Raw genomic sequence first — 23,261 nt, forward strand, 5'->3', positions numbered from 1 at the left:
TTGTCAGACTGAGCGATCCCGAGACTTGGGAGAAGTGCTGCAAAGTTTTTTTGAATTGCGTCCAGCTTTAGCTGAATGTAATTATAATATAAGAACCGCTAAATTGGCTTTAGCCCAAAATAAGCATTTGGCTAAAGCCATATAAATTAACATACATTATGACCTCCAGCTAAAGCTGGAGGCAATTAATATTTAAAATTAAAATCTTTTATAATTCTTTTAATCTGTGGCATAAAAACACTTTGTGACTTTACGCTTTTGCGAGATTAATTCGATTTAATTAAAAAAAACTTAGCGAATCTTTGTGTTTTTCTTCGCGATTCTCTGTGTAATATTAAAATCTCAATTCTATTGCTTATTTTTGCACTCAATAAAATTGAGTTATGACACAGAATCCAAAGAGATATACGATCACGGCGGCATTACCTTACACCAATGGACCTATTCATATTGGGCATTTGGCGGGGGTTTACGTGCCTGCAGATATATATTCGAGATACTTAAGATTGCAAGGAAAAGATGTAGCATTTATCTGCGGAAGCGATGAACACGGCGTTGCAATTTCAATGAAAGCCAAAAAAGAAGGAATTACACCACAAGAAGTTATTGATAAATATGACGGAATTATCCGTAAATCGTTTGCAGATTTCGGCATTTCATTCAACAATTATTCTAGAACTTCGGCGAAAATTCATCATGATACGGCTCAGGAATTTTTTAGAAAACTGTATGATAATGGTGATTTTATTGAAGAAGTAACAGAGCAGTTGTACGATGCAAAAGCAGATCAGTTTTTAGCTGACCGTTTTGTGGTTGGAACTTGCCCAAGATGCGGCAATGAAGGAGCTTACGGTGATCAATGCGAAAATTGCGGATCTACCTTAAATGCGACTGATTTGATTAACCCGAAATCGACAATTACTGGAGAAACTCCTATTCTTAAAGAAACAAAACACTGGTTTTTACCTTTAGATAGATATTCTGATTTCTTAACCAAATGGATTTTAGAAGGCCATAAAAACGACTGGAAACCGAACGTTTACGGACAAGTAAAATCTTGGATCGACGGCGGATTGGAACCTCGTGCCGTAACGCGTGACTTAGACTGGGGAATTGATGTTCCGGTTGAAGGTGCTGAAGGCAAAAAATTATATGTTTGGTTTGATGCACCAATCGGATATATTTCGTCTACTAAAGAATGGGCAGCGCGCGAAGGAAAAGACTGGGAGCCGTATTGGAAAGATGAAGACACCAAATTGGTTCACTTTATTGGGAAAGACAATATTGTTTTTCACTGTATCATTTTCCCAGCCATGCTAAAAGCCGAAGGAAGTTATATTTTGCCAGACAATGTTCCAGCAAATGAGTTTTTGAATTTGGAAGGAAACAAACTTTCGACTTCTAAAAACTGGGCAGTTTGGTTACACGAATATTTAGAAGAATTTCCAGATAAGCAGGATGTTTTGCGTTATGCATTAACATCAAACGCTCCTGAAACAAAAGATAATGATTTTACGTGGAAAGATTTCCAAGCAAGAAATAACAATGAATTAGTTGCTATTTTCGGAAACTTCATTAATCGTGTTGTGGTTTTAACCAACAAATATTACGATGGAATTATTCCAACGGCAAATGAATTTACAGAAATTGATGAAGCAACTTTAAACGAATTAAAAGCGTATCCAGCTGTAATTTCAAGTTCTGTTGAGCGTTACAGATTCCGTGAAGCTTTAGGTGAATTGATGAATGTTGCTCGTTTAGGAAATAAATACCTTGCTGACGAAGAGCCTTGGAAAGTAATGAAAGACAATCCAGAACGTGTAAAAACTCAAATGTATGTGGCGTTGCAAATTGCTGCTGCGTTGAGCGTTTTAGCTGAGCCGTTTTTACCTTTTACAGCTTCTAAGCTTTCTAAAATCTTGAATTTAGGTGATCTTAAAGAACATTTTGCTGGATTTAGTAAGTTTTTGAAAGAGAAAGATCGCGATGCAAAAGACATTGTAATTGATAAAACTTTAGGTTGGAATGACATTTCTGAAAACTCAGATTTAATTCCGGCAGGACATAAAATTGGTGAAGCAGAATTGCTTTTCGCTAAAATTGAAGACGAAGAAATACAAAAACAAGTAGATAAATTGGAAGCGACAAAAACCGCAAATATTGCTGAAAACAAACAAGCAGAACCACAAAAAGATTTAATTCAGTTTGAGGATTTTGCGAAAATGGATATTCGTATTGGAACAATTTTGGAAGCTGAAAAAATGCCAAAAGCAAACAAACTTTTAGTATTAAAAGTTGACACTGGAATTGACGTTCGTACGATTGTTTCAGGAATTGCAGAGAGTTTTTCTCCAGAAGAAATTATCGGAAAACGTGTTTCTGTATTAGCAAACTTAGCGCCAAGAGCTTTACGCGGAGTTGAAAGTCAAGGAATGATCTTAATGACAACAAATGCAGAAGGAAAACTAGTTTTTGTAAACCCAGATGCTGATGCACCAAATGGAGCAACAGTAAATTAAGATTTAAATATTAAATAAAATAGCGTGAATCAGTTAAGTTTAACTGATTCACGCTTTTTCATTTAAAACATCAATGAATTTAATTATTTCAAAAAATTTAAGATATTCGCAAAAATTAATTTTCATGAAAAAAGCTTTACTACTTTTATTAATTTTCTTTTTTACAAAATCATTTTCAGCAACACCAACTAAATCTGATCCAATTAATTCAGACATTAAAAATCAGATATTAATACTCACTAAAAAAAATGATTCATTAGCTAAGCGCCTTGATCAAATTGAAAAAAGTGATTATAAATCAGTTGATGTAATCGAAAAAGTTAATGATTTCTATGATAAGTCATGGAACAGACTAATTGCATTTTTGGGCCTTGCCGGTTCAATTATATTGATTGTAATTCCTTACATACAAATTAGAACTTATGATGATAAAATCAATGCTAAAACTAATGAACTTACAAGTTTTACAAATCGTAAAGTTGCCGAATTAGAGTTAAAAATAACCAATTTTCATAAAGAACAATTTGAACAACTCAGAAATGAAATCACCTTATCACAAGAAGAATTAAATAAAAATATCAATAATGAGGTTGAATATCTAAAAGCATTAATTTTTGCTTTAAGAGGAATGGTTTCTCTCAATGACAAAAATTATGACATGTATTTTCGACAATACACAGTAGCTTTAAATCTATTTATTGGACTAAATAAAACTTCCGATATAGAAGGCATACTTAAAGCAATAAATAAAAGTATTAATAGATGCATCAAACAAGAAATTAAAATAACTGAACATACAAAATCTCAAATTGATAAACTTATCGTTAATTTAGAAAGAGATTATTATGAAATTTTCCCCAAAATGATCGATCAATTAAAAACCGAAAGTGCAAAACTTTAATTTATTAAAAAATAAGTTTTTTACTACATTTATTGCTCTTCATAAAAGTCATTTTTTGTAAGTTTGTTCTGCAAAAAATACACTATAGGATTTATTTAGCAACTTTCTAATAAAAGTTAACATAAGCGAATCCCTCGTCATGATGTCCCTGCGGAAACAATGGGAAAACCTATCCCTATGGGGTATTTTTTGCACATCTAAAACGAGGGATTCGTGCGTTTAATATTTTCAGGTTTATGCAAAAAAGTGAAAATCAAAAACCGACACACCACGATGTAATGCCATCGATGGCAAAATTCCTCTCAGACCTTTGGTTTGAAGGAGATTTTAGAGAACAGCCCAATTATCTGTCTGAAATTTTCAAGCGAATTCTTGAAACAGACTTGGGAGATGACAAAGAGCTAAGATCAAAAATGATGGAGTGCATCAAAATCAGCGAAATGCTTGCCAAAACGCTCGAACCGTTTTCGGATAAACAAATTGAAAAGGCTTGCAATAAATTCATTTTAATTTAAAAACAGCATTTAAAAGCGTGAAATTTCAAATTGAATTTCGCGCTTTTTCATTCTAAAAGCAATTATAAACACATTTTTCATCCAAATTAGTTTTCTTACAAAAAAAATTAGATATTAGCGCCAATTGTTATTCAAAAAACTGAATATTATGGAGCTATTAGAAAGTTTACCGACTTTGCTTAAATCTTTTTGGTACATCGCGATTCCAACAAGTTTGATTTTTCTGATTCAAACCATTATTACCTTTTCGGGTCTTGATGTTGCAGATGGTTTCGATACCGATTTTGATGCCGATGTTCATGATGGCGGAGATTTTCAGCTTTTCTCATTACGAAACCTTATTAATTTTCTTTTAGGTTTTAGTTGGACTGGAATTTCTTTTTATGCTACACTTGGTGAAAAGCCTGTCTTTCTTATTGCGACTTCATTTGTTGTTGGAGTTTTGTTTGTGCTTTTGTTTTTCTTCGTAATCAAACAAGTGCAAAAACTAGCTGAAGACAATTCTTTTAAAATAACCAATACACTAAATAAAACTGCGGAAGTATATCTGACTATTCCCGAAAAGAAAAGCGGAAAAGGCAAAATTATGATTAGCGTAAACGGTGCCTTTCATGAACTGGAAGCCATGACAGAAAATGATAGAATTCCGTCAGGAAGTTCAGTAAAAGTTGTCAAAATAGAAAACAACAACCTCTTAATCGTAGAAACCATATAATACACATACCATGTTAATGAACCCAATTATTTTGATTGCAGTTGCGGCAATCGTTCTATTCGTAACCATTTCAGCATTAATCTCGAGGTACAAACGCTGTCCTTCAGATAAAATTTTAGTAATCTACGGACGCACTGGCGGCACTTCTGCACGATGCGTGCATGGCGGAGGCGCTTTTATCTGGCCAGTTATTCAGGATTATTCTTTTCTGGATTTAAAACCACTTTCTATCGAAGCCAATTTGACAAATGCGTTAAGCCGTCAGAACATTAGAGTAGATGTCCCTTGCCGATTCACCATTGCAATTTCTACAGAATCGGACAGTATGAACACTGCTGCTGAAAGATTATTAGGTTTATCATCAGAACAAGTTCAAGAGCTTGCAAAAGATATTTTGTTTGGTCAATTGCGTTTGGTTATTGCAACAATGACTATTGAAGAAATCAACTCAGATCGTGATAAATTCTTGGACAATATTTCTAAAAATGTTGACAGCGAATTAAAGAAAATTGGTCTTAAACTAATAAACGTTAACGTTACCGATATTCGTGACGAATCTGGTTATATCGAAGCTTTAGGAAAAGAAGCGGCTGCAAAAGCGATCAACGAAGCTAAAATCAGCGTGGCTGAGCAGGAAAAAATAGGAGAAACTGGTAAAGCTCTTGCTGACAGAGAAAAAGACACTCAAATTGCTGAAACACACAGAGACCGAGATGTAAAAATAGCCATTACACAAAAAGACCGTGAAATTAGTATTGCAACAGCTGCTAAAGATGAAACGATTGGAAAGGCCGAAGCAGAAAGAGATACAAGGGTAAAAACATCTGAAGCAAACGCAATCGCAATTCAGGGAGAAAACGAAGCGAAAATTGCCATCGCAAATTCTGAAGCTATTCGTAGAGAAAAAGAAGCAGAATCGTTGCGTATTGCAATTGCTGCCGAAAAAGTACAACAGGCAAAAGCACTGGAAGAATCATATCTTGCAGAACAAAAAGCCGAATTGGCACGTTCTGAAAGAGAACGCTCTACACAAATTGCCAACATTGTAGTTCCTGCTGAAATTGCTAAACAAAGAGCCATCATTGAAGCGCAAGCTGCTGCCGAAACCATCAGAGAAAATGCAAAAGGAGAAGCGGATGCAATCTTCGCTAAAATGGAAGCAGAAGCAAAAGGTTTATTTGAAATCTTAACCAAACAAGCAGAAGGTTACAAAGATGTTGTGGCTGCCGCTGGCGGAGATCCGAGCAAAGCATTCCAGCTTTTATTATTGGAGAAACTTCCTGAATTGGTTAAAACTCAGGTGGAAGCGGTTAAAAACATCAAAATTGACAAAATCACGGTTTGGGATTCTGGAAGCGGTCAAGGCGAAAACGGTTCAACAGCCAATTTTGTTTCTGGAATGATGAAGACAGTTCCGCCATTAAATGATCTATTCAATATGGCAGGTTTAAATCTACCAACTTATTTAAAAGGCGAAGATGCTCCTGAAGTTCCTCCAACTATTCAAGTAGAAGAAACGAAAGAGTAAAAAACTTCTTTCTAAAACAAAAAAGCGCGAACCAATTAACAGTTTTAATTGATTCGCGCTTTTTGCTTTCAAAATAGTCGCTTTCTGAATTATCTTTGAAAAATAATACACAATTAAAATTCATTAAATGAAACTCACCAAACCAAGATTAGCGTTAATCTGCGGTATACTCTGCATATCTATTTTCCCGATATTGGTAAAATTACGTTTAACACCAGGATTGATTTCGGCTTTTTACCGAATGTTTTTTGCTGTGATTCTCCTTTTGCCTTATGTTATTTTTAGCGGAAACTTTAAACTCCCAAAACTAAAATTTGCTCTTTTGGCGGTACTTTGCGGTGTTTTATTCTCGTCTGATGTAGCAGTTTGGAATATCGCCATTCAGGAATCAAGCGCGACTCAGGCTTCTTTGTTGACTAATTTATCTCCAGTTTGGGTTGGTGTTGGTTCTTTCTTTTTTCTGAAAGCAAAACCTGCCACAAATTTCTGGATCGGAACATTAGTCGCTCTATTCGGAATGATAACTTTAGTTGGTTTTGAGTTTTTTATCGATTTGAACTTTGATAAAGCATTTCTTTTTGCCGTTTTATCTGGAATTCTATATTCTATTTATCTGTTGGTCAGCAAAAATGTACTTTCCGAGGTTGACGTTTTATCGTTTATGACGATCAGTCTAATGGCTTCAAGCGTTTATTTGGGAATTTTATGTTATTCATTAAATGAACCTTTCACAGGATTTACAGATATGGGCTGGCTTGTTTTGGTGCTTCAAGCCGTAATTTGTCAATTATGTGCTTGGCTTTCGATTAGTTATGCCACACAACACATGCGCGCGACGAGAGTTTCGTTAAGTTTATTGAGTCAAGCTGTAATTACATCGATTTTAGCTTGGTTGTTTTTGGAAGAACAAATAACTTTACAAATGGTTTTCGGCGGAATCGTTTTACTTTTCGGAATCCGAATTACTTTTTACGATAAAACTATTTCTTTAAAAAGGCTTTTTTCTAAGAATTAGATTGAGAAAGTTTTCACTCAAATTGACTTTAAACAATTCGTGCAATTTGCGGCAGAAAAGCTCTCTCGCAGATTTTGGAGATTGAGCAAATATTTTAATCTTTAAAATCGTTTCAATCTATGACAAAAAACTTGAAACAAAAGAAAACCTCAAACTTGAAACAAAAAAACTATGTTACATAAAACTAAAATACCAAACTTAAAAGTAATCGCATTTGATGCCGATGATACTTTGTTTGTAAACGAACCTTATTTCGAGGAAACCGAACATAAATTTTGCGCTTTGATGGAAGATTATCTTTCACATCAAGGCATTTCGCAGGAATTATTCAAAATAGAAATTGCCAATCTGCCTTTGTATGGATATGGAATCAAAGGATACATTCTTTCGATGATTGAAGCTGCGATGAATATTTCAAACAATACCATTCCGGTTGAAGTAATCGAAAAAATCATTCAATACGGAAAAGAATTACTGGAAAAACCAATCGAATTGCTGGACGGAATTGAAGAAACCCTTGAAGCTTTAAAAGGAAAATACAAATTGGTCGTTGCTACAAAAGGCGATTTGAAAGACCAGCACAGCAAATTGCATCGTTCTGGTTTGGGTCATTATTTTCATCATATCGAAGTAATGTCAGACAAACAGGAAATCGATTATCAAAAATTGCTTGGCCGTTTAGACATTCAGGCGCATGAGTTTTTGATGATCGGAAATTCATTAAAATCAGACGTTCTTCCTGTTTTAGGAATTGGCGGTTATGCCGTTCATATTCCGTTTCACACTACTTGGGAACACGAAAAAATTAATCATACTATAGAACACGAGCATTTTAGTTCATTTGAAACTATTGCAGAAGTGGTTCCGAATTTATTATAATGAAAACACTTTTAGACCTAGAAAATTGGAATAGAAAAGAGCACTTTGCCCATTTTAAACAAATGGAAGAACCTTTTTTTGGTGCCACTGTAGAAATCGACTGTACCAAAGCATATCAAACCGCAAAAAGTATAAATGCTTCTTTCTTTATTTTCTATTTGCATAAAACTTTGGCTGCAGTAAATGCCATTGAAAATTTTAAATATCGAATTTCAGAAGACAAAATATACATTAACGATCAAATTGATGCATCGGCGACAATTGGTCGTGAAGATGGCACTTTCGGATTTTCTTTAATTGAATATCACCCAGATTTTAAAACATTTGAGCAAATTGCATTAACCGAAATCGAACGCATTCAAAATACAACCGGACTTTTCACGAGATCTTTTGATGATGATAATCTAATTCATTTTTCGGCAATTCCGTGGCTGAATTTTAGTTCTATAACCCATGCGCGCAGTTTTACCTATCCAGACAGCTGTCCTAAAATTTCGTTTGGCAAAATGATGGTTTCCGAAACTGGAAAAAGAACCATGTCGATGGCCGTTTATGTTCATCATGGTTTAATGGACGGAATGCATGTTGGTCAGTTTGTAGATCTTTTTCAAGAGCTTATGAATCAATAAAATAATCGGAATGATTTTTGCGCCCAAAAACATATGAAACAAATTTTCCTTTTTTTGTTTTTAATCTCCACTACTACATTGCTAAGTCAGACAGTGCTGACTTCTTATGCCGTCGATTTAAAAAACAAAATAGGACAATCTGAAATCATGACTGGCGAAAACACAGTTACTCACGACGTATTTACTTTTGTTGCGAGCGCAGACAGTCTTTCTATACTAAAATACAATAGCGCTTTATTTCTAAGGGATAAATTTGTTACAAATCGTCAGTATACCCAAAACAGAGCCTTAATGGGCTACAGTTTTAGCGAAGATGGAAATCCTACTTTGTACTGGTTTTCGAAAGAAGAAAAAACAATTATTTTAATTAAATATTATCTGGAAAACAAAACTTCCCGAGCATTAAAATTTCAGATTCCGCTTGAAGAAAATTCATTGATAACACATTATCAGAAAGACAACAATTTCTATTTGTTGATGAAAGATCGAACAAAAGAGGCTTTAACTGCTTTTATTTTTAAAAACGGAATGGCTCAACAAAAGTTTTTAGATTTTAGCGCTTTCAAATTTATAGATCAGAAAAACCAGCCTAAAACATTTCATCAAATTTTGTTTGAAAATCCGATAGAACTGATGGGATCTGGCGAATACAATCCGTTGTATAAGGTTACTGCCAAAAGTAAAATTTACACCCTTCCTAATCGCTTGATTCTAACGTTAGATCAAAATTTTAGAAAAACACAATTGTTTGATATTGATTTAGAAAATCTAGAAATAAAAGAAAAGACGTTTTTAAAACCCGTTGGAGAGAAAAACCCAAAAACGTCTAATTCTTATTATCACGAAAATAAATTATATCAAATTAATCTTAATGCCGACGAGCTTTTGTTTGATATTAAAGATTATGAATCTGGAGAATCGATAAAGGCTTTTGTGGTTTCAAAAAAAGATACCATTCGCTTTAGCAATTCTCCTTTACTGATGCAAATTGAAGATCGTGAACCCAGAAAGTTAAAGAATACAGCGAAATTTTTAAAAGCTTTGTCTTCTCTTGACGCCGGAGTTTCGGTTTATAAAAACGAGAAAAATCTGTTTATCACGTTAGGAGGAAGCGGAAGAGATTTCAATACGGTATCTATTAATGGCTTTAATTTTAGTGACCCTTTTGGAGATTTCCCTTCAAACAATTATTACAATGTTGAGACGAATTATTCTGTTTTTTTTGAAAGCATATGGACAAAAAAACTAGACACAACACAAGAAACACACGAGGCTTTTGCTACTGATAAAATCTTCTACTTTTTAGATTCTCATCGAGAAGCAGTTCTTCCTAATTCTGTTAAACTAAGTAATTACACCATTTTAACTTATTACGATATTGTTGCGAAACAGCTTGTTCTTCGCAAATTTACGGACGGATTTAATTAAAACAATTCGTTGATAAAACCTGTTTGCTTTTATTTTCCATATTTTTTTTATTGCTTCGATTTTTGCCTATTGCCCTATTTTAATACTTTTTTGGCTTTAAGGGAAAGTTTTTACTTACAATTTGTTGTTGTTTTGGACAATATTTAAAATTAAGAAACAATGAAAAAAATTGTAATGACTCTTGCATTTGCCCTGGCTTTAACAGGAGTACATGCGCAAACAGAAAACAATAGCAGCTATAATAAGTGGTCTGTAGAATTAGCTGGCGGACTAACTAAACCTCAACGTTCATTTTCAGCAGGTTACTCAACAAGTACTCCAAGTCCTTGGGTTGGTGAAGTAGGGGTTCGTTATATGTTCAACAACAAATTTGGTTTAAAGGCCGATTTTGGATACAACAGTTTTACTTCAAAAAGCAACTCTATCGATTTTGATTCAAAAAACTACAGAGTAGATTTACAAGCTGTTGCTAACTTAGGCCGTATCATGAATTTTGAAACATGGACAAACACTTTAGGCTTATTAGGACATGCTGGTTTTGGTTATGGTCAATTAAGAAGTGACAACTTTAAAGGAGCAGATGAAGTGGGTAACTTTATTGCCGGTGTAACTGGACAAATAAAATTATCAAACAGAGTTGCTTTAACTGGTGATTTCTCTACTATTTTGAATGCATCGCAAGATCATACTTTTGACGGAGCTTATGTAGCTCAAAACAGAGGTTTCTCAGGATTGATTTTTAACGGTACAATTGGTTTAAATGTGTACTTAGGAAAAAATGCAAAACATGCAGACTGGACTGTAACTTCAAGTGAAGGTAACAATGTGGATATTTCTGCTTTAGAAAACAAAGTGGCAGATCTTGAAGCAGAAATCAAAAAAATACCTGCACAAAAAGAAGTAGTTGTTGAAAAACAAATAAGCGCTCCTCAGGCAACTGATAATGAATTAATCAGAAGAATGATTAATGACAAATATTACAGTGTTTATTTTGATTTCAATAAAACAACTCCAATCGAGAACTCAACAGCTGCAATTGACGTTGTGTTAAATTACTTAAGAAAAAACCCTTCTGCATCTCTAGACCTTGTTGGTTATGCTGACCAAGTTGGAAAAGCTGAGTACAATGAAAAATTATCTTATACTAGAGCTACTAACGTAAAAACAATTTTCGAAAAAGCTGGAATCGCTTCTTCTCGATTAAATGTTGTTGCAAATGGTGCAGATACATCAATTCAAAAAGATTCTGACGAAGCTAGAAGATTAGCTAGACGAGTTACTTTTATTGTAAAATAATTTCTTTTTAATACTTGATTCGAAAGTCCTTAAGATTTTTTCTTAAGGGCTTTTTTTATTTTTCAAATTTAAAACGATGTAAATACGGCATAAAATTTGAACAAAATCTGCTAAACATATAAGAAGCACATTTATGAAAAAACTATTACTTCTTTTTCTTTTGCTTTTTCAAGCAATTTTGTTTGGACAAACAGTCTTAAATTCTCTACCATTAAATCTAAACTCACTAGGAAAAACTCAGATTTTAAATATCGAAGACAAAAAAACCAAAGATATTTATGCCTTTACTTGGGACGAACAGAACATAAATATTTTAAAATACAATAGATTTTTGTTTCTAACGAATCGGTTTACAGATTCTATTAAAAAAGAAACAAATCGAAATCTAATGGGCGTTACTATTAACAAAGAACAAAAGCCAACACTATACTGGATTTTGCCAAATAGCAAAAACATTCTAATTGCGACTTACGACCTTAATCACAAAAGATCAGAATTCTTAAATTTTGATTTCCCTAGAAATCATGATTACATTATAAGCTCTTTTGAAGAGAATAGCATTTTTTACATTCTAGCCAAGGAGAAGGATTTTGAACATCTTCTTCTTTACAAATTTGAAAATCAAAAGTGTGAAATTAAAATGCTTGATTTTTCTAGTTTCACTTTTAAAAACAAAGAGAATGTAAATATTTCTTTTAATGCGCTTATAAAATACTTTCCAATTAAAAAAATGGAATCAGGTATTCTTAATCCAATTGATTTTGTATCGCAAATAAGCAAACTCTATGTGACCGATAATCATCTTATTTTGACATTCGACAATCGTTTAGAACGAACGCAGGTTTTTGAGGTTAATCTTGATACTGGCAATATGAAAGAAAGAACTTTTGATCATCCTGTTTCTAAAAATCCAATACGAACAGCAAATTCATTTTACAATGATAAAAAACTATTTCAAGTTGCAGCCAATAAAGAAGAATTGCTGTTTGAAGTAAAAGATTTTGATTCTAAAAGCATTATTAAAAATTATTCTTTTTTTAATAATGATAGTATTCCGTTTAAAAACTCACCTTTCTTTGTTCAAATTAATAACAGGAAACCTCAACAGCTAAAAACTACTGCAAAATTTCTTAAAGATCTAGATGGACTAACTGCAGGTATTTCGATACTTAAAAACAAACAAAGCAGTTTTATTACTTTTAGTGGTTTTGGAGAATCCTTAGATTACTATTTTAAATCTGAATCTCCAGATGATTTTGGAGCACGTGAATATTATTCATTAAGTAAAATAGTCTATTTTGATGCTACTCTAAATGAAAATTTAGATTTCATAGATGATAAACATTCAGAGCCATTGGCAATTGAAAACTTATTTTATTTTTTAAATAATAATAAAGACATCAAATTATACGATACGTTAAGATTAAGCAATTATTACATACTTAGTTATTACGACAAAGCCTCTGAACAATTTGTTATGCGAAAATTTACTGATGGTTTTATGGTGGAAGATAATAGAAATCCAATCGCAAATAAATCTATATTTTCAAATCCTGCAAAATTTGACAAAATCAATTCCAATTAATTCTACTTACAGTTAATCCAAGAGTCTAATGTTTTCGAGCTTTAGAAAAATGAAATGAATAATTTTGCTTAATTTTACAAAAAAGACACCGTATTATGTTAGCAAAAAATATTGAATCGGCTTTAAACAAGCAAATCCGCATAGAAGCAGAATCTTCGCAAACTTATCTTTCTATGGCTTGTTGGGCTGAAGTACAAGGATTAGAGGGAATCGCTCAATTTATGTACACACAGTCAGATGAAGAGCGTGCGCATATGCTTAAACTAGTTAAGTATGTAAACGAACGCGGAGGACACGCTCAGGTAACAGATCTTAAAGCACCAAAAACAACTTATACTACTTTCAAAGAGATGTTTGAGGAGCTTTACAATCACGAACTTTTTGTTTCGAAATCTATCAACGAATTAGTGCACATTACTTTTGAAGAAAGAGATTATGCTACTCACAATTTCTTGCAATGGTACGTTTCTGAACAAATTGAAGAAGAAGCTACAGCTAAATCGATCTTAGATAAAATCAATTTAATTGGTGATGATAAAGGTGGACTTTATTTGTTTGATCGTGATATTCAGCAATTAACAGTTACAAGTTCAATCGCTATCAATCCTAAATAAAAAAGTTAAAGTTTATTTAGAACATTTAAAAATAACTTTTTTGATTTATATTTGTCACTGTTTTTAAAATTCAGAGGAAAAAGTGAGCAAGAAAGAAAAAGACAAGGACAAAAAAAAGGATAAAAAGAAAAAGAAAAACAAAGATATCCTTGATAAAATTAAGAAGATTGAAAACTGTAAATCTTCTTGTTGCGAGAAATATAAAAAGAGCGAAAAAAAACGCTGTTCACGCTGTCCTATGTTTGACTTATTCAAAAAAACTGCTTAATACAATATAGAAAAACCCATCAGATTTCTCTGGTGGGTTTTTTAGTTTTAAATTGCAGTCACTTTCGATTTTTAAATGCTATTATGGAAAACACTATTACAATTCCCAAATCTAGTCTTGACTTTTTGGCTGAGCTGAAAATGAACAACAATAAACCGTGGTTTGAAGAACATAAACCGCAATATTTGATAGAGCTCAATCATATTGAAAATTTTGCAGGCGCTTTACTGAAGGAACTTTCCAAAACTGATGTTCTAGAAAATGCCTCGGGCAAGAAGAGTGTTTACAGAATTTATCGAGACATTCGTTTTTCTAAAGACAAAACTCCTTTTAAGACATTTTGGGGCGGAAGTTACACAAGGGCAACTGCGGCAAGACGTGGCGGTTATTATTTTCATCTGGAAAAAGGAAACACCTTTTTTGCTGGTGGCTTTTGGGGACCAAATGCCGCAGATTTAAAACGAATAAGAACCGAATTTGCCCAAGATCCGGAAACCTTTCAGGAAATACTAAATTCAAAATCATTTGTCAGCAACTTTGGAACTTTGCAAGGAGAACAGCTCAAAACAAAACCAAAAGGTTTTGATGTTGATCATCCTGCAATTGATTTGCTTCGTTTTAAACAATTTTTGGTTATAAAACGCTTTACTGATGATGACGTATTAAGTCCGCAATTTTTAGAACTGGCTCTAGATGCTTTCAAAAATATGAGACCTTTTTTCGATTATATGAGTGAAGTCCTTACAACTGATGCAAATGGCGTTTCGATACTTTAATCTCATTCTTAAAAACAGCAAACCCGATAGGTTTTGAAAATCTATCGGGCTTAATTAATTATTGTCTTTTCCTAGTAAACTATTATTTACTCAACAGTAAAATTTCATTTACTACCACTTCTGTTATATAACGTTTCTCTCCGTTTTTATCATCGTAACTTCTGTGCGTTAATTTTCCTTCAACAGCGATTTCTTTTCCTTTTACAACATACTTTTCTATAAGTTCGGCTGTTTTTCCCCAAGCGGTTATGCGATGCCATTCTGTTTGTTCAACTTTTTCACCTTTATCATTTCTATAAATCTCATTGGTTGCGATCGTAAGGTGTGCTAGTTTTCTACCGCTTTCTAATGTTTTAATTTCTGGATCATTACCAACATTCCCGATTAATTGTACTTTGTTTCTAATTGCACTCATGGCGTATACTATTTTTATGTTACTACTAAATTGAATCGTTTGTCAAATTCAACATGGCAAAGATGCAAAACCCAAGTGCTGATAGTCGGTTACTAACTATTTACTATCGACTGTAACTATTTGTAAGCGTTTGTAAATGGAAATTGTTTTTTGTATATTTGAGATAAATCTTACGATATGCAGGCAAAAATTAAAAAAGTAGAGTTACGAAATCTTGAAATAGAAGACTATAAACAATTAAAGAAATCGATGATCGAATCGTATCCAGAAATGGCCGATTCTTATTGGAGATCTGAGGATATAGAAAGACTTCTTTCAATTTTTCCAGAAGGACAGCTGGTGATTTTGGTTGACGGAAAAGTTGTTGGCTCTGCCCTATCTCTTATTGTTGACGAAAAATTAGTAGAAAAAAGACATAATTATCAGCAGATTAGTGGCGATTATACTTTCTCGACCCACAATCCGAATGCTGAAATTTTATATGGAATAGATGTTTTCATCCATCCAAATTATAGAGGCTTGCGTTTAGGACGTCGTTTGTACGATGCAAGAAAAGAACTTTGCGAACAATTGAACCTTAAGGCGATTGTCTTTGCAGGAAGAATTCCGAACTATAGAGAACATGCCAAAAAGATGTCTCCCAAAGCTTATATTGAAAAAGTGCGTACTAAAGAATTATACGATCCGGTTCTTTCTTTTCAATTAAGTAACGATTTTCACGTTTTGAGAGTCATCAAAAATTATTTGGAAGGAGATGAAGAATCAAAAGAATTTGCGGTTCTATTGGAATGGAATAATATTTATTACGACGATAGTCCGAAACTGATTAATTTAAAGAAAAACATTATTCGTTTAGGATTAATTCAGTGGCAGATGCGTCCACTTAATAATGTTGAAGCGCTTTTTGAACAGGCAGAATTTTTTATTGACGTCGTTTCGGGTTATGGTTCTGATTTTGCTTTATTTCCAGAATTGTTTATTGCGCCTTTAATGGCCGATTACAATCATTTGTCTGAAGCCGAAGCTATCCGTGAACTGGCTCGTCACTCTGATCCAATCAGAAAGCGTTTTCAGGAATTTGCCATTTCGTACAATATCAATATTATTACTGGAAGTATGCCTTACTTAGAAGGCGGAAATCTTTATAATGTTGGTTTCTTATGCAAAAGAGATGGAACTTCAGAAATGTATACCAAAATTCATATCACACCAAACGAAGTTATACATTGGGGAATGAAAGGCGGATCTCAATTTAAAACCTTTGATACCGATTGCGGTAAAATTGGAATTTTAATCTGTTATGATGTTGAGTTTCCAGAACTTTCTAGACTTTTGGCAGATGAGGGAATGAATATTTTGTTTGTCCCATTTTTAACAGATACTCAAAACGGATATACTCGCGTAAAACATTGCTCGCAGGCACGCGCCATCGAAAATGAGTGTTATGTAGCCATAGCAGGTTGCGTTGGAAATCTTCCGAAAGTGAATAATATGGATATTCAATATGCGCAGTCTTCTGTATTCACACCATCTGATTTTGCTTTTCCGAGTAACGGAATCAAAGCAGAAGCTACTCCAAACACAGAAATGACATTAATTGTAGATGTTGATTTAAACTTACTGAAAGAACTTCATGAACATGGAAGCGTAAAAACATTAAAAGACAGAAGATCCGATCTTTATGAAATTAAAAAATTGAATTCATGAAAACATGCCTCGAATGCTCAGCCAAAATTTTCGGCAGAGAAGACAAGAAATTCTGCTCAGACAGTTGTCGAAATGCCTACAATAACAAAATAAATAAAGATAGTACGAATTTCATGCGAAATATAAACAACAAGTTACGCAAAAATTACCGTATTTTGGCAGAGTTAAATGTAGACGGAAAATCGAAAGCTTCGAGAGATAAATTACTAACAAAAGGCTTTGATTTTGAGTTCTTTACAAACATTTTACAGACCAAGACAGGAAATACATATTATTTCTTGTACGATCAAGGCTATCGTTCCTTGGACAATGATTATTTTATGCTTGTTAAAAAAGAAATATAGTTAGTTTTTATTACCATGAGAAAAAACCCCACCTCAATTCTAGCCATAGTCTGCGTTTTAGCCTTACTTGGCATTATATACGCCACGATGATGCCGCAAGGAATCTCTAAAGATGATGAAGCTCTTGCTGAATTCTCGACTGAAAGAGCCTTAAATCAGGTCGAGATTATTGCACAGAAACCGCACTATGTAGGGTCAACCAATCACGAACTTGTTGCCAACTATTTAAAGCTCGAATTAAACCGAATTGGTCTAGAAACGAGTATCCAAGAAGGTTTTACTCTAAATGATAAAGGTCTTTTGGTAAAGTCAAAAAATATTTTGGCTCGAATTAAAGGAACTAACAATACAAAAGCGCTTTTACTTCTTTCTCATTATGATAGTGCACCGCACTCGTTCTCAAAAGGCGCAAGCGACGATGCTTCTGGAGTCGCTACCATTTTAGAAGGTGTTCGTGCCTTTTTGTACTCAAAACATCCTCAAAAAAACGATATTATCATATTATTCTCTGATGCAGAAGAATTGGGATTAAACGGCGCTGCTTTATTCGTAAACAAACATCCTTGGGCAAAAGACGTTGGTTTGGTTTTAAACTTTGAAGCAAGAGGAACTTCTGGACCAAGCTACATGCTGATGGAAACCAATAAAGGAAACGAAGCTCTGATTAAGGAATTTACTAAAGCAAAACCTTCCCATCCCGTTTCAAATTCGTTGATGTACAGTATTTACAAAATGCTTCCTAACGATACTGATTTAACTGTTTTTAGAGAACAAGGAAATATTCAAGGTTTTAATTTTGCATTTATCGATGGGCATTTTAACTATCATACGCAACAAGATGATGTTCAGCATCTAAACAAAAACACATTAGCACATCAAGGCACTTACATTATGCCTTTGCTGAAATACTTCTCTAATATTGATTTAAACCAAACCGAGTCTACCGAAGACGATGTTTATTTCAACGCTCCTTTTACTTTCATCAGTTATCCGTTTACTTGGGTAATGCCAATGACACTTATTGCTTTTGGCTTATTGGTTATTTTTATTTTCGTTGGAAAAGTAAAACGAATCATTACTTTCACAGAAATTTTCAAAGGTTTTGTTCCACTTCTTGGATCCATTATAATTGCAGGATTGGTAACGTTTTTAGGATGGAAGCTTGTTCTTGAAATCTACCCGCAGTATTCTGATCTTTTAAACGGATTTACTTATAACGGACATGCTTACATTGGCGCTTTTGTTATGTTAAGCATTGCAATCTGTTTTGCTTTTTACCATCATTTTTCTGAGGCAAAAACAACTATGAACCATTTTGTAGCGCCCTTACTGATTTGGATCATCATCAATGCCTTTTTAGCGAATAGCTTAACAGGTGCCGGTTTCTTAATTATTCCAGTTTATTTCGGAATATTATTATTCGGAATCTTTGTCTTTACACAACATTACAGTTTAGGAATGAATTTAATATTTTCTATTCCTGCCCTAGCCATTGTTGCGCCTTTCATTGTAATGTTCCCAGTTGGTTTAGGTCTTAAAATATTATATGGAAGTGCCATTCTAACCGTTCTCTTGTTCGGATTGTTACTTCCGATATTTGGAGCATTTGCAAAAAAAGGAGCTTGGATCGTTGTTTTCTTCCTTTCTTCTATCGCATTTTTCATTTCTGCGGGATACAATTCTGGTTACGAACATGGCAAAGCAAAATCGAATAGTTTATTATATGTTTACAATGCCGACAACAATTCGGCTGTTTGGACAACATATGATACTAATTTGGACGAATGGACTAAATCTTATTTAGGCGAAAACAATCAAAAAGCAGTTGGATTAAATACGCTTCCACTGGCAAGCAAATACAATACAACGTTTACTTATAGCGCTATTGCTCCAGTTGTTGAAGTTCCGAAACCAACCATTCAGTTTTTAAGAGACAGTGTAATTGGAAATAATAGATATCTAAAAATCAAAATTACTCCAAACAGAAAAGTAAACCGTTACGACATTTATGCTAATCCGAAAATGACGTTCTTTAACTTTAAAGCAAACGGAGTGGCAACTTCTGGCGAAAAAGGAAATCGTCTGCAAAGAGAAGACAGCAAAATTTTATGCTATTATGTTGTAGGGAATGAACCCCTTGAAATGGAATTCTACATCAATAAATCATCCATTTTTGATATGGATTTAATCGAAAGTTCATTCGATTTAATGAGCAATCCGCTATTGAATGTTAAACCAAGAAATGATTGGATGATGCCAACGCCATTTGTTTTAAATGACGCCATTTTAATACAGCAGAAAATCAAAAGATATGTGCCGCCAGTAAAACCTATTGAGCCTGTTGTGCCAATAGATAGTTTGGCGGTAAGTAAAGATACTTTGAAACCGGCAGTTGTTAAACCAGAATAAGAAAATTGTTCTAACCCTTAATCATTTAAAATGAAAAAAAACTTCTCGTTATTTTTAATTTTTAGTGGCTTTTTAGCACTACACGCACAAACCGTTGAAGAAAAAATTGCCACAAAAGCATGCGAGTGTTTAGAAAAAAGTTCAAAAATTACTGAAGATGTTTATAGAGATTGTCTAACTAAACCAATGAGCGAACTGATCTTGACAGATAAAGATCCTAAAGTTAGAGAATCAATAAATACAGTGGAAGGCATTCAGAGTATGATTCTGAAAGTTCAAGGTGTTATTTCAAAAAAATGTCCAAATCTGGTTCCAGAATTAATGGAAAACAAAGACGATGTTTTTTATGGCAAATCAAAAAACCAAAACGCGCAGAATTCTTATGTAATTGCTAAAGATTTTATGCGCCAGAGCAACTATAAAATGGCTATTGAAAGTTTTCAGCTGGCTTTAAAAGAAGATCCAAATTTTGTTCTTGCTCTTGATGATATGGCGGTTTCTTACAGACAATTAAACGATTATGATAATGCCATTAAATATTACAAAAAATCGCTCGAAATTTATCAAGAAGGAAATTTTGCCTTGATGAATATTGGTGTTGCCTATACTTTTAAATCTGATTATAAAACCGCGATAAGTTATTATGAAAAACTAATTCAATATCATCCAGACAATGCTGAAGGCTACTTTGGAGCTGGAAAAAACTATTTCATACTAAAAGATGATGAAAAAGCATTGGATAATCTTTTTTTGGCCCATATAATTTATACCAATGAAAATTCAGAATATGCAAAAGATTCTGAACAGCTTATTGGTGCTCTTTATCAGAAAATGAAATCGGAAAACAAAGAGGATTTATTCAAAAAAATTGCGGAGAAAAACAATATTAAATTAGAATAAAACTTAAATAAAAAAGGCAGACTTATAATTCTAAAGTCTGCCTTTTTTCAGTTTTAACAAGCGCATTCTATTTTCAATCCCTGCTTTTCGCCTTTTATGCCTTCGGTTGCATATCCGTCAATCTTCCACCATTCCAAACCGCCAATTAGTTCTTTTACTTTAAAACCTAATTTCGTCATATTCAGAGCTCCTTTTGTAGATGCGTTACAGCCAATTCCAGTGCAATACGTCACATACAAAACATCTCTATCCAAATGCTTAGTGGTTTCTAAATTCATTTCGCGGTGCGGAATATTAACTGCAGTCGGAATATGTTCTTCATCGTATCCAAAAGCTCTTCTGGCATCAATTACTATAATTTTTTCTCCATTGTTTAAAGCTTCAAATAAATCTGAAGGATCCATTTCAAAAGCTAATTTGTTTTCATAATGTTTAATTTGTTCTTCCATTTTGTTTTCGGTTTTGATGTTTTACTTTTCCAAAAGTAGCCGAAGATCAAACACCATAAAAACGAAAAGAATTCATCAACACCATTACTTTTTTTCATGCAAAAGCCAGTCTAAAATTTTGTTACTTTGCGTATTAATTCTTCAAAAATGGAAATACGCCACTTAAAATTGATAAAAGCAATTGTCGAAGAAGGAAGCATCACAAAAGCGATCGACAAACTTCATTTGACACAATCGGCTTTGAGTCATCAGCTTAAAGAAGCTGAATATCAATTGGGAACAGCCATTTTTTTAAGAACAAATAAAAAGCTAGTCCTTACAAAAGCAGGCGAAAAGATCTACGAACTGGCCAATGAAATCCTGAACAAACTTGCCGAAGCCGAAACTCAAATCAAACAAATGGTCTTTGGCGAACAGGGCGAAATCAGAATCAGTACCGAATGTTTCTCAAGTTACCATTGGCTTCCTTCCGTTTTAAAGCAATTTCATCTTTTATACCCAAATGTCGAATTGAAAATAGTAGCCGAAGCAACTCATATCCCGTTGCAAAAACTTCTAGAAAACACGATTGATATTGCCATTGTAAGCGATCAGATCAAAGACAGCAATATAAAATATCAAGAGCTTTTTCAGGACGAGGTTGTAATGGTCGTTTCTGAAAATCATGCTTGGGCAGGTAAAAAATATGTCGTTGCAGAAGATTTCATCAGCGAACATTTTATAATTCATTCGCTTCCGCTAGAAACGGTTACGATTCATCAGTTTCTTTTGGCTCCAGCCAAAGTAAACCCGAAGAAAATAACTCCAATGCCCTTGACAGAAGCTTCTCTAGAAATGGTAAAAGCCGATATGGGAGTCATGTCGATGGCAAAATGGGCATTTACGCCATATTTAAAAACCACTTCGCTTAAAGCCGTAAAAGTTGGAAAAAATGGTTTGAAAAGAAAACACTTCATTGCAACACGCGCTAATGAAAGTTATCCCGATTACTTTTATCATTTCATCAGCTTTTTGCAAAACGAAATCAACTTACAATGGAATATTCAATAAGAAACTGCGAAATTAGAGACTTGCCTAAACTATTGCTTTTAATTCAAAAACATGCCGAATTTGAAAAAGCAGAGTTTTCTCCTGTAGGAAAAGAAAAAGGTTTAAAAAATGCTTTATTTAGTCAAAATCCAAAACTATACTGTTTGGTTGTGGCTACAGAAGAAACTATTGTCGGTTATGCTTCTTATACTTTTGATTTTTCAACCTGGAATGCACAAAACTTTCTTTACATGGATTGTTTGTTTCTGGAAGAAGAAACGAGAGGTTTTGGTATTGGCGAAATCTTAATCGAGAAATTAAAAGAAATCGGAAAGCACAACAATTGTGTCAACATACAATGGCAAACTCCAGAATTCAATACAAGAGCGATTAAATTTTACAACAGAATGGGCGCAAAAGGAAAAGATAAAGTACGTTTTACTTTAGACTTAAATCCATAAAAGCCCAAAAGAAAACCTCTGCAACTTTGTACCTTTGCAACTTTGATACTTTAAACAAATGACAAAAATTAGCATACTTGGTTGCGGTTGGCTCGGACTTCCTTTAGCAAAAACATTAATTTCAAAAGGACATTCCATAAACGGATCCACAACTTCAGAAAATAAACTTTCCATTTTAAAAGATGCAGGAATAAATTCATTTTTAGTAACTGTTGAAAGCGAAAGTGTTTCTGAAAATACCACATTTTTTTTAGCGGAAAGCGAAATATTAATCATAGACATTCCTCCAAAATTAAGAACAGTTGATCCTAATTCTGAGAAGAAGGCCTTTGTAGAAAAAATCAAGAATTTGATTCCGTTTATAGCAAAATCAACAGTTAAGAAAGTCCTTTTTGTAAGTTCAACATCGGTTTATGGAGATGATAATGGTTTGGTAACAGAAGAAAGGAGTCCAAATCCAGATACTGAAAGTGGCAAACAGTTAGTTTTAGCTGAAAAGCTTCTTCAAGACAATCAAAACTTCGACACTACAATTCTGCGTTTCGGCGGATTAATTGGTGAAGATCGTCATCCTATAAAGTTTTTAGCTGGAAAAGAAAACCTAGATAATCCTGATGCTCCAATCAATTTAATTCATCAAAACGATTGTATTGGCATTATTGACGAAATCATAAATCAATCCAAATGGAATGAAGTTTTTAATGCCGTTGCTCCTTTTCATCCAACAAGAGAAGACTATTATACTCAAAAAGCTGTAGAAATGAATTTGCCAGAACCAAAATTCGGTTCCGAAAAATCAAATATTAAAAAAGTGGTTTCTAGCGAAAAAATTGAAAACTATTTGAACTATAAATTCTGTTTAGATAATTATTAAACTGG

Annotated in this window: 23 protein-coding genes; 21 read left to right on the plus strand and 2 right to left on the minus strand. The window is 33.6% G+C overall.

Annotation, left to right across the window (positions count from 1 at the left end; all coding sequences use genetic code 11):
* Positions 1 to 383: 383 nt before the first annotated feature.
* The 14 genes from metG (at position 384) to M0M44_RS04585 (ending at position 14,668) form a co-directional block, all read left to right on the plus strand.
* A complete protein-coding gene (metG, locus tag M0M44_RS04520; RefSeq protein ID WP_248728695.1) occupies positions 384 to 2,519 on the plus strand; it encodes a methionine--tRNA ligase in 2,136 nt (711 codons plus the stop codon).
* A gap of 124 nt (positions 2,520 to 2,643) precedes the next feature.
* Complete coding sequence (locus tag M0M44_RS04525; protein WP_248728696.1) at positions 2,644 to 3,420, plus strand: hypothetical protein; 777 nt, start codon at positions 2,644 to 2,646, stop codon at positions 3,418 to 3,420.
* Positions 3,421 to 3,656: 236 nt separating this feature from the next.
* Entirely contained in the window at positions 3,657 to 3,935 is a 279-nt protein-coding gene (locus M0M44_RS04530; RefSeq protein WP_248728697.1) for a hypothetical protein, read from the plus strand.
* Between the two features lie 148 nt (positions 3,936 to 4,083).
* The gene (locus tag M0M44_RS04535; protein ID WP_248728698.1) at positions 4,084 to 4,650 is read left to right on the plus strand and encodes an NfeD family protein; all 567 of its coding nucleotides are present in this window, start codon (positions 4,084 to 4,086) and stop codon (positions 4,648 to 4,650) included.
* A 16-nt stretch (positions 4,651 to 4,666) separates the two neighbouring features.
* Positions 4,667 to 6,178, plus strand: a complete 1,512-nt coding sequence (locus M0M44_RS04540) for a flotillin family protein (RefSeq protein WP_248728699.1) — start codon at positions 4,667 to 4,669, stop codon at positions 6,176 to 6,178.
* Between the two features lie 127 nt (positions 6,179 to 6,305).
* Positions 6,306 to 7,193, plus strand: a complete 888-nt coding sequence (locus tag M0M44_RS04545) for a DMT family transporter (RefSeq protein WP_248728700.1) — start codon at positions 6,306 to 6,308, stop codon at positions 7,191 to 7,193.
* Positions 7,194 to 7,364: 171 nt separating this feature from the next.
* Positions 7,365 to 8,072 carry an HAD family hydrolase gene (locus tag M0M44_RS04550; RefSeq protein ID WP_248728701.1) on the plus strand — a complete coding sequence of 236 codons (708 nt, stop codon included), beginning with the start codon at positions 7,365 to 7,367 and terminating at the stop codon, positions 8,070 to 8,072.
* A complete protein-coding gene (locus tag M0M44_RS04555; RefSeq protein WP_248728702.1) occupies positions 8,072 to 8,701 on the plus strand; it encodes a chloramphenicol acetyltransferase in 630 nt (209 codons plus the stop codon). Before M0M44_RS04550 ends, M0M44_RS04555 begins: the two co-directional genes overlap by 1 nt.
* 33 nt (positions 8,702 to 8,734) lie before the next feature.
* Positions 8,735 to 10,129 carry a hypothetical protein gene (locus tag M0M44_RS04560; protein WP_248728703.1) on the plus strand — a complete coding sequence of 465 codons (1,395 nt, stop codon included), beginning with the start codon at positions 8,735 to 8,737 and terminating at the stop codon, positions 10,127 to 10,129.
* 159 nt (positions 10,130 to 10,288) lie between these two features.
* Positions 10,289 to 11,425 carry an OmpA family protein gene (locus tag M0M44_RS04565; protein ID WP_248728704.1) on the plus strand — a complete coding sequence of 379 codons (1,137 nt, stop codon included), beginning with the start codon at positions 10,289 to 10,291 and terminating at the stop codon, positions 11,423 to 11,425.
* 133 nt (positions 11,426 to 11,558) lie between these two features.
* Complete coding sequence (locus M0M44_RS04570) at positions 11,559 to 13,010, plus strand: C2 domain-containing protein (protein ID WP_248728705.1); 1,452 nt, start codon at positions 11,559 to 11,561, stop codon at positions 13,008 to 13,010.
* 95 nt (positions 13,011 to 13,105) lie between these two features.
* Positions 13,106 to 13,624, plus strand: coding sequence for a ferritin (locus M0M44_RS04575; RefSeq protein ID WP_111368145.1), 519 nt, complete (start codon positions 13,106 to 13,108; stop codon positions 13,622 to 13,624).
* An 82-nt stretch (positions 13,625 to 13,706) separates the two neighbouring features.
* Positions 13,707 to 13,892, plus strand: a complete 186-nt coding sequence (locus M0M44_RS04580) for a hypothetical protein (protein WP_029271150.1) — start codon at positions 13,707 to 13,709, stop codon at positions 13,890 to 13,892.
* Between the two features lie 83 nt (positions 13,893 to 13,975).
* Complete coding sequence (locus M0M44_RS04585; protein ID WP_248728706.1) at positions 13,976 to 14,668, plus strand: DUF2461 domain-containing protein; 693 nt, start codon at positions 13,976 to 13,978, stop codon at positions 14,666 to 14,668.
* Positions 14,669 to 14,750: 82 nt separating this feature from the next.
* On the opposite strand, the gene M0M44_RS04590 is transcribed toward M0M44_RS04585, so the two are convergent.
* On the minus strand, positions 14,751 to 15,083 hold the full coding sequence (locus M0M44_RS04590) for a single-stranded DNA-binding protein (RefSeq protein WP_248728707.1): 333 nt from the start codon (positions 15,081 to 15,083) through the stop codon (positions 14,751 to 14,753).
* A 177-nt stretch (positions 15,084 to 15,260) separates the two neighbouring features.
* Here M0M44_RS04590 and M0M44_RS04595 point away from each other — a divergent pair, with 177 nt between their 5' ends.
* From M0M44_RS04595 to M0M44_RS04610, 4 genes are read left to right on the plus strand one after another with little or no spacing between them, the layout of a single operon-like run.
* Positions 15,261 to 16,790 carry a bifunctional GNAT family N-acetyltransferase/carbon-nitrogen hydrolase family protein gene (locus M0M44_RS04595; RefSeq protein ID WP_248728708.1) on the plus strand — a complete coding sequence of 510 codons (1,530 nt, stop codon included), beginning with the start codon at positions 15,261 to 15,263 and terminating at the stop codon, positions 16,788 to 16,790.
* Complete coding sequence (locus tag M0M44_RS04600; RefSeq protein WP_008465546.1) at positions 16,787 to 17,134, plus strand: hypothetical protein; 348 nt, start codon at positions 16,787 to 16,789, stop codon at positions 17,132 to 17,134. The genes M0M44_RS04595 and M0M44_RS04600 overlap by 4 nt, the downstream gene beginning before the upstream one ends.
* Before the next feature lie 15 nt (positions 17,135 to 17,149).
* Positions 17,150 to 19,543 carry a M28 family peptidase gene (locus tag M0M44_RS04605; protein ID WP_248728709.1) on the plus strand — a complete coding sequence of 798 codons (2,394 nt, stop codon included), beginning with the start codon at positions 17,150 to 17,152 and terminating at the stop codon, positions 19,541 to 19,543.
* Positions 19,544 to 19,573: 30 nt separating this feature from the next.
* Complete coding sequence (locus tag M0M44_RS04610; protein ID WP_248728710.1) at positions 19,574 to 20,443, plus strand: tetratricopeptide repeat protein; 870 nt, start codon at positions 19,574 to 19,576, stop codon at positions 20,441 to 20,443.
* 53 nt (positions 20,444 to 20,496) lie between these two features.
* Here the strand turns inward: M0M44_RS04610 and M0M44_RS04615 are convergent, their stop codons facing one another.
* Positions 20,497 to 20,892 (minus strand): rhodanese-like domain-containing protein, encoded by a 396-nt coding sequence (locus M0M44_RS04615; RefSeq protein ID WP_248728711.1) that lies wholly within the window; start codon positions 20,890 to 20,892, stop codon positions 20,497 to 20,499.
* Positions 20,893 to 21,039: 147 nt separating this feature from the next.
* Between M0M44_RS04615 and M0M44_RS04620 the strand changes: the two genes are divergently transcribed.
* The 3 genes from M0M44_RS04620 to M0M44_RS04630 are packed head-to-tail and all read left to right on the plus strand — an operon-like array spanning position 21,040 to position 23,256.
* Positions 21,040 to 21,942, plus strand: a complete 903-nt coding sequence (locus tag M0M44_RS04620) for a LysR family transcriptional regulator (RefSeq protein ID WP_248728712.1) — start codon at positions 21,040 to 21,042, stop codon at positions 21,940 to 21,942.
* The gene (locus tag M0M44_RS04625; protein WP_248728713.1) at positions 21,927 to 22,382 is read left to right on the plus strand and encodes a GNAT family N-acetyltransferase; all 456 of its coding nucleotides are present in this window, start codon (positions 21,927 to 21,929) and stop codon (positions 22,380 to 22,382) included. The genes M0M44_RS04620 and M0M44_RS04625 overlap by 16 nt, the downstream gene beginning before the upstream one ends.
* A 58-nt stretch (positions 22,383 to 22,440) precedes the next feature.
* Entirely contained in the window at positions 22,441 to 23,256 is an 816-nt protein-coding gene (locus tag M0M44_RS04630) for an SDR family oxidoreductase (RefSeq protein WP_248728714.1), read from the plus strand.
* The last annotated feature ends 5 nt before the right edge of the window (positions 23,257 to 23,261 follow it).

The organism is Flavobacterium humidisoli (assembly GCF_023272795.1).
GTDB classification, from domain to species: Bacteria; Bacteroidota; Bacteroidia; order Flavobacteriales; family Flavobacteriaceae; genus Flavobacterium; species Flavobacterium humidisoli.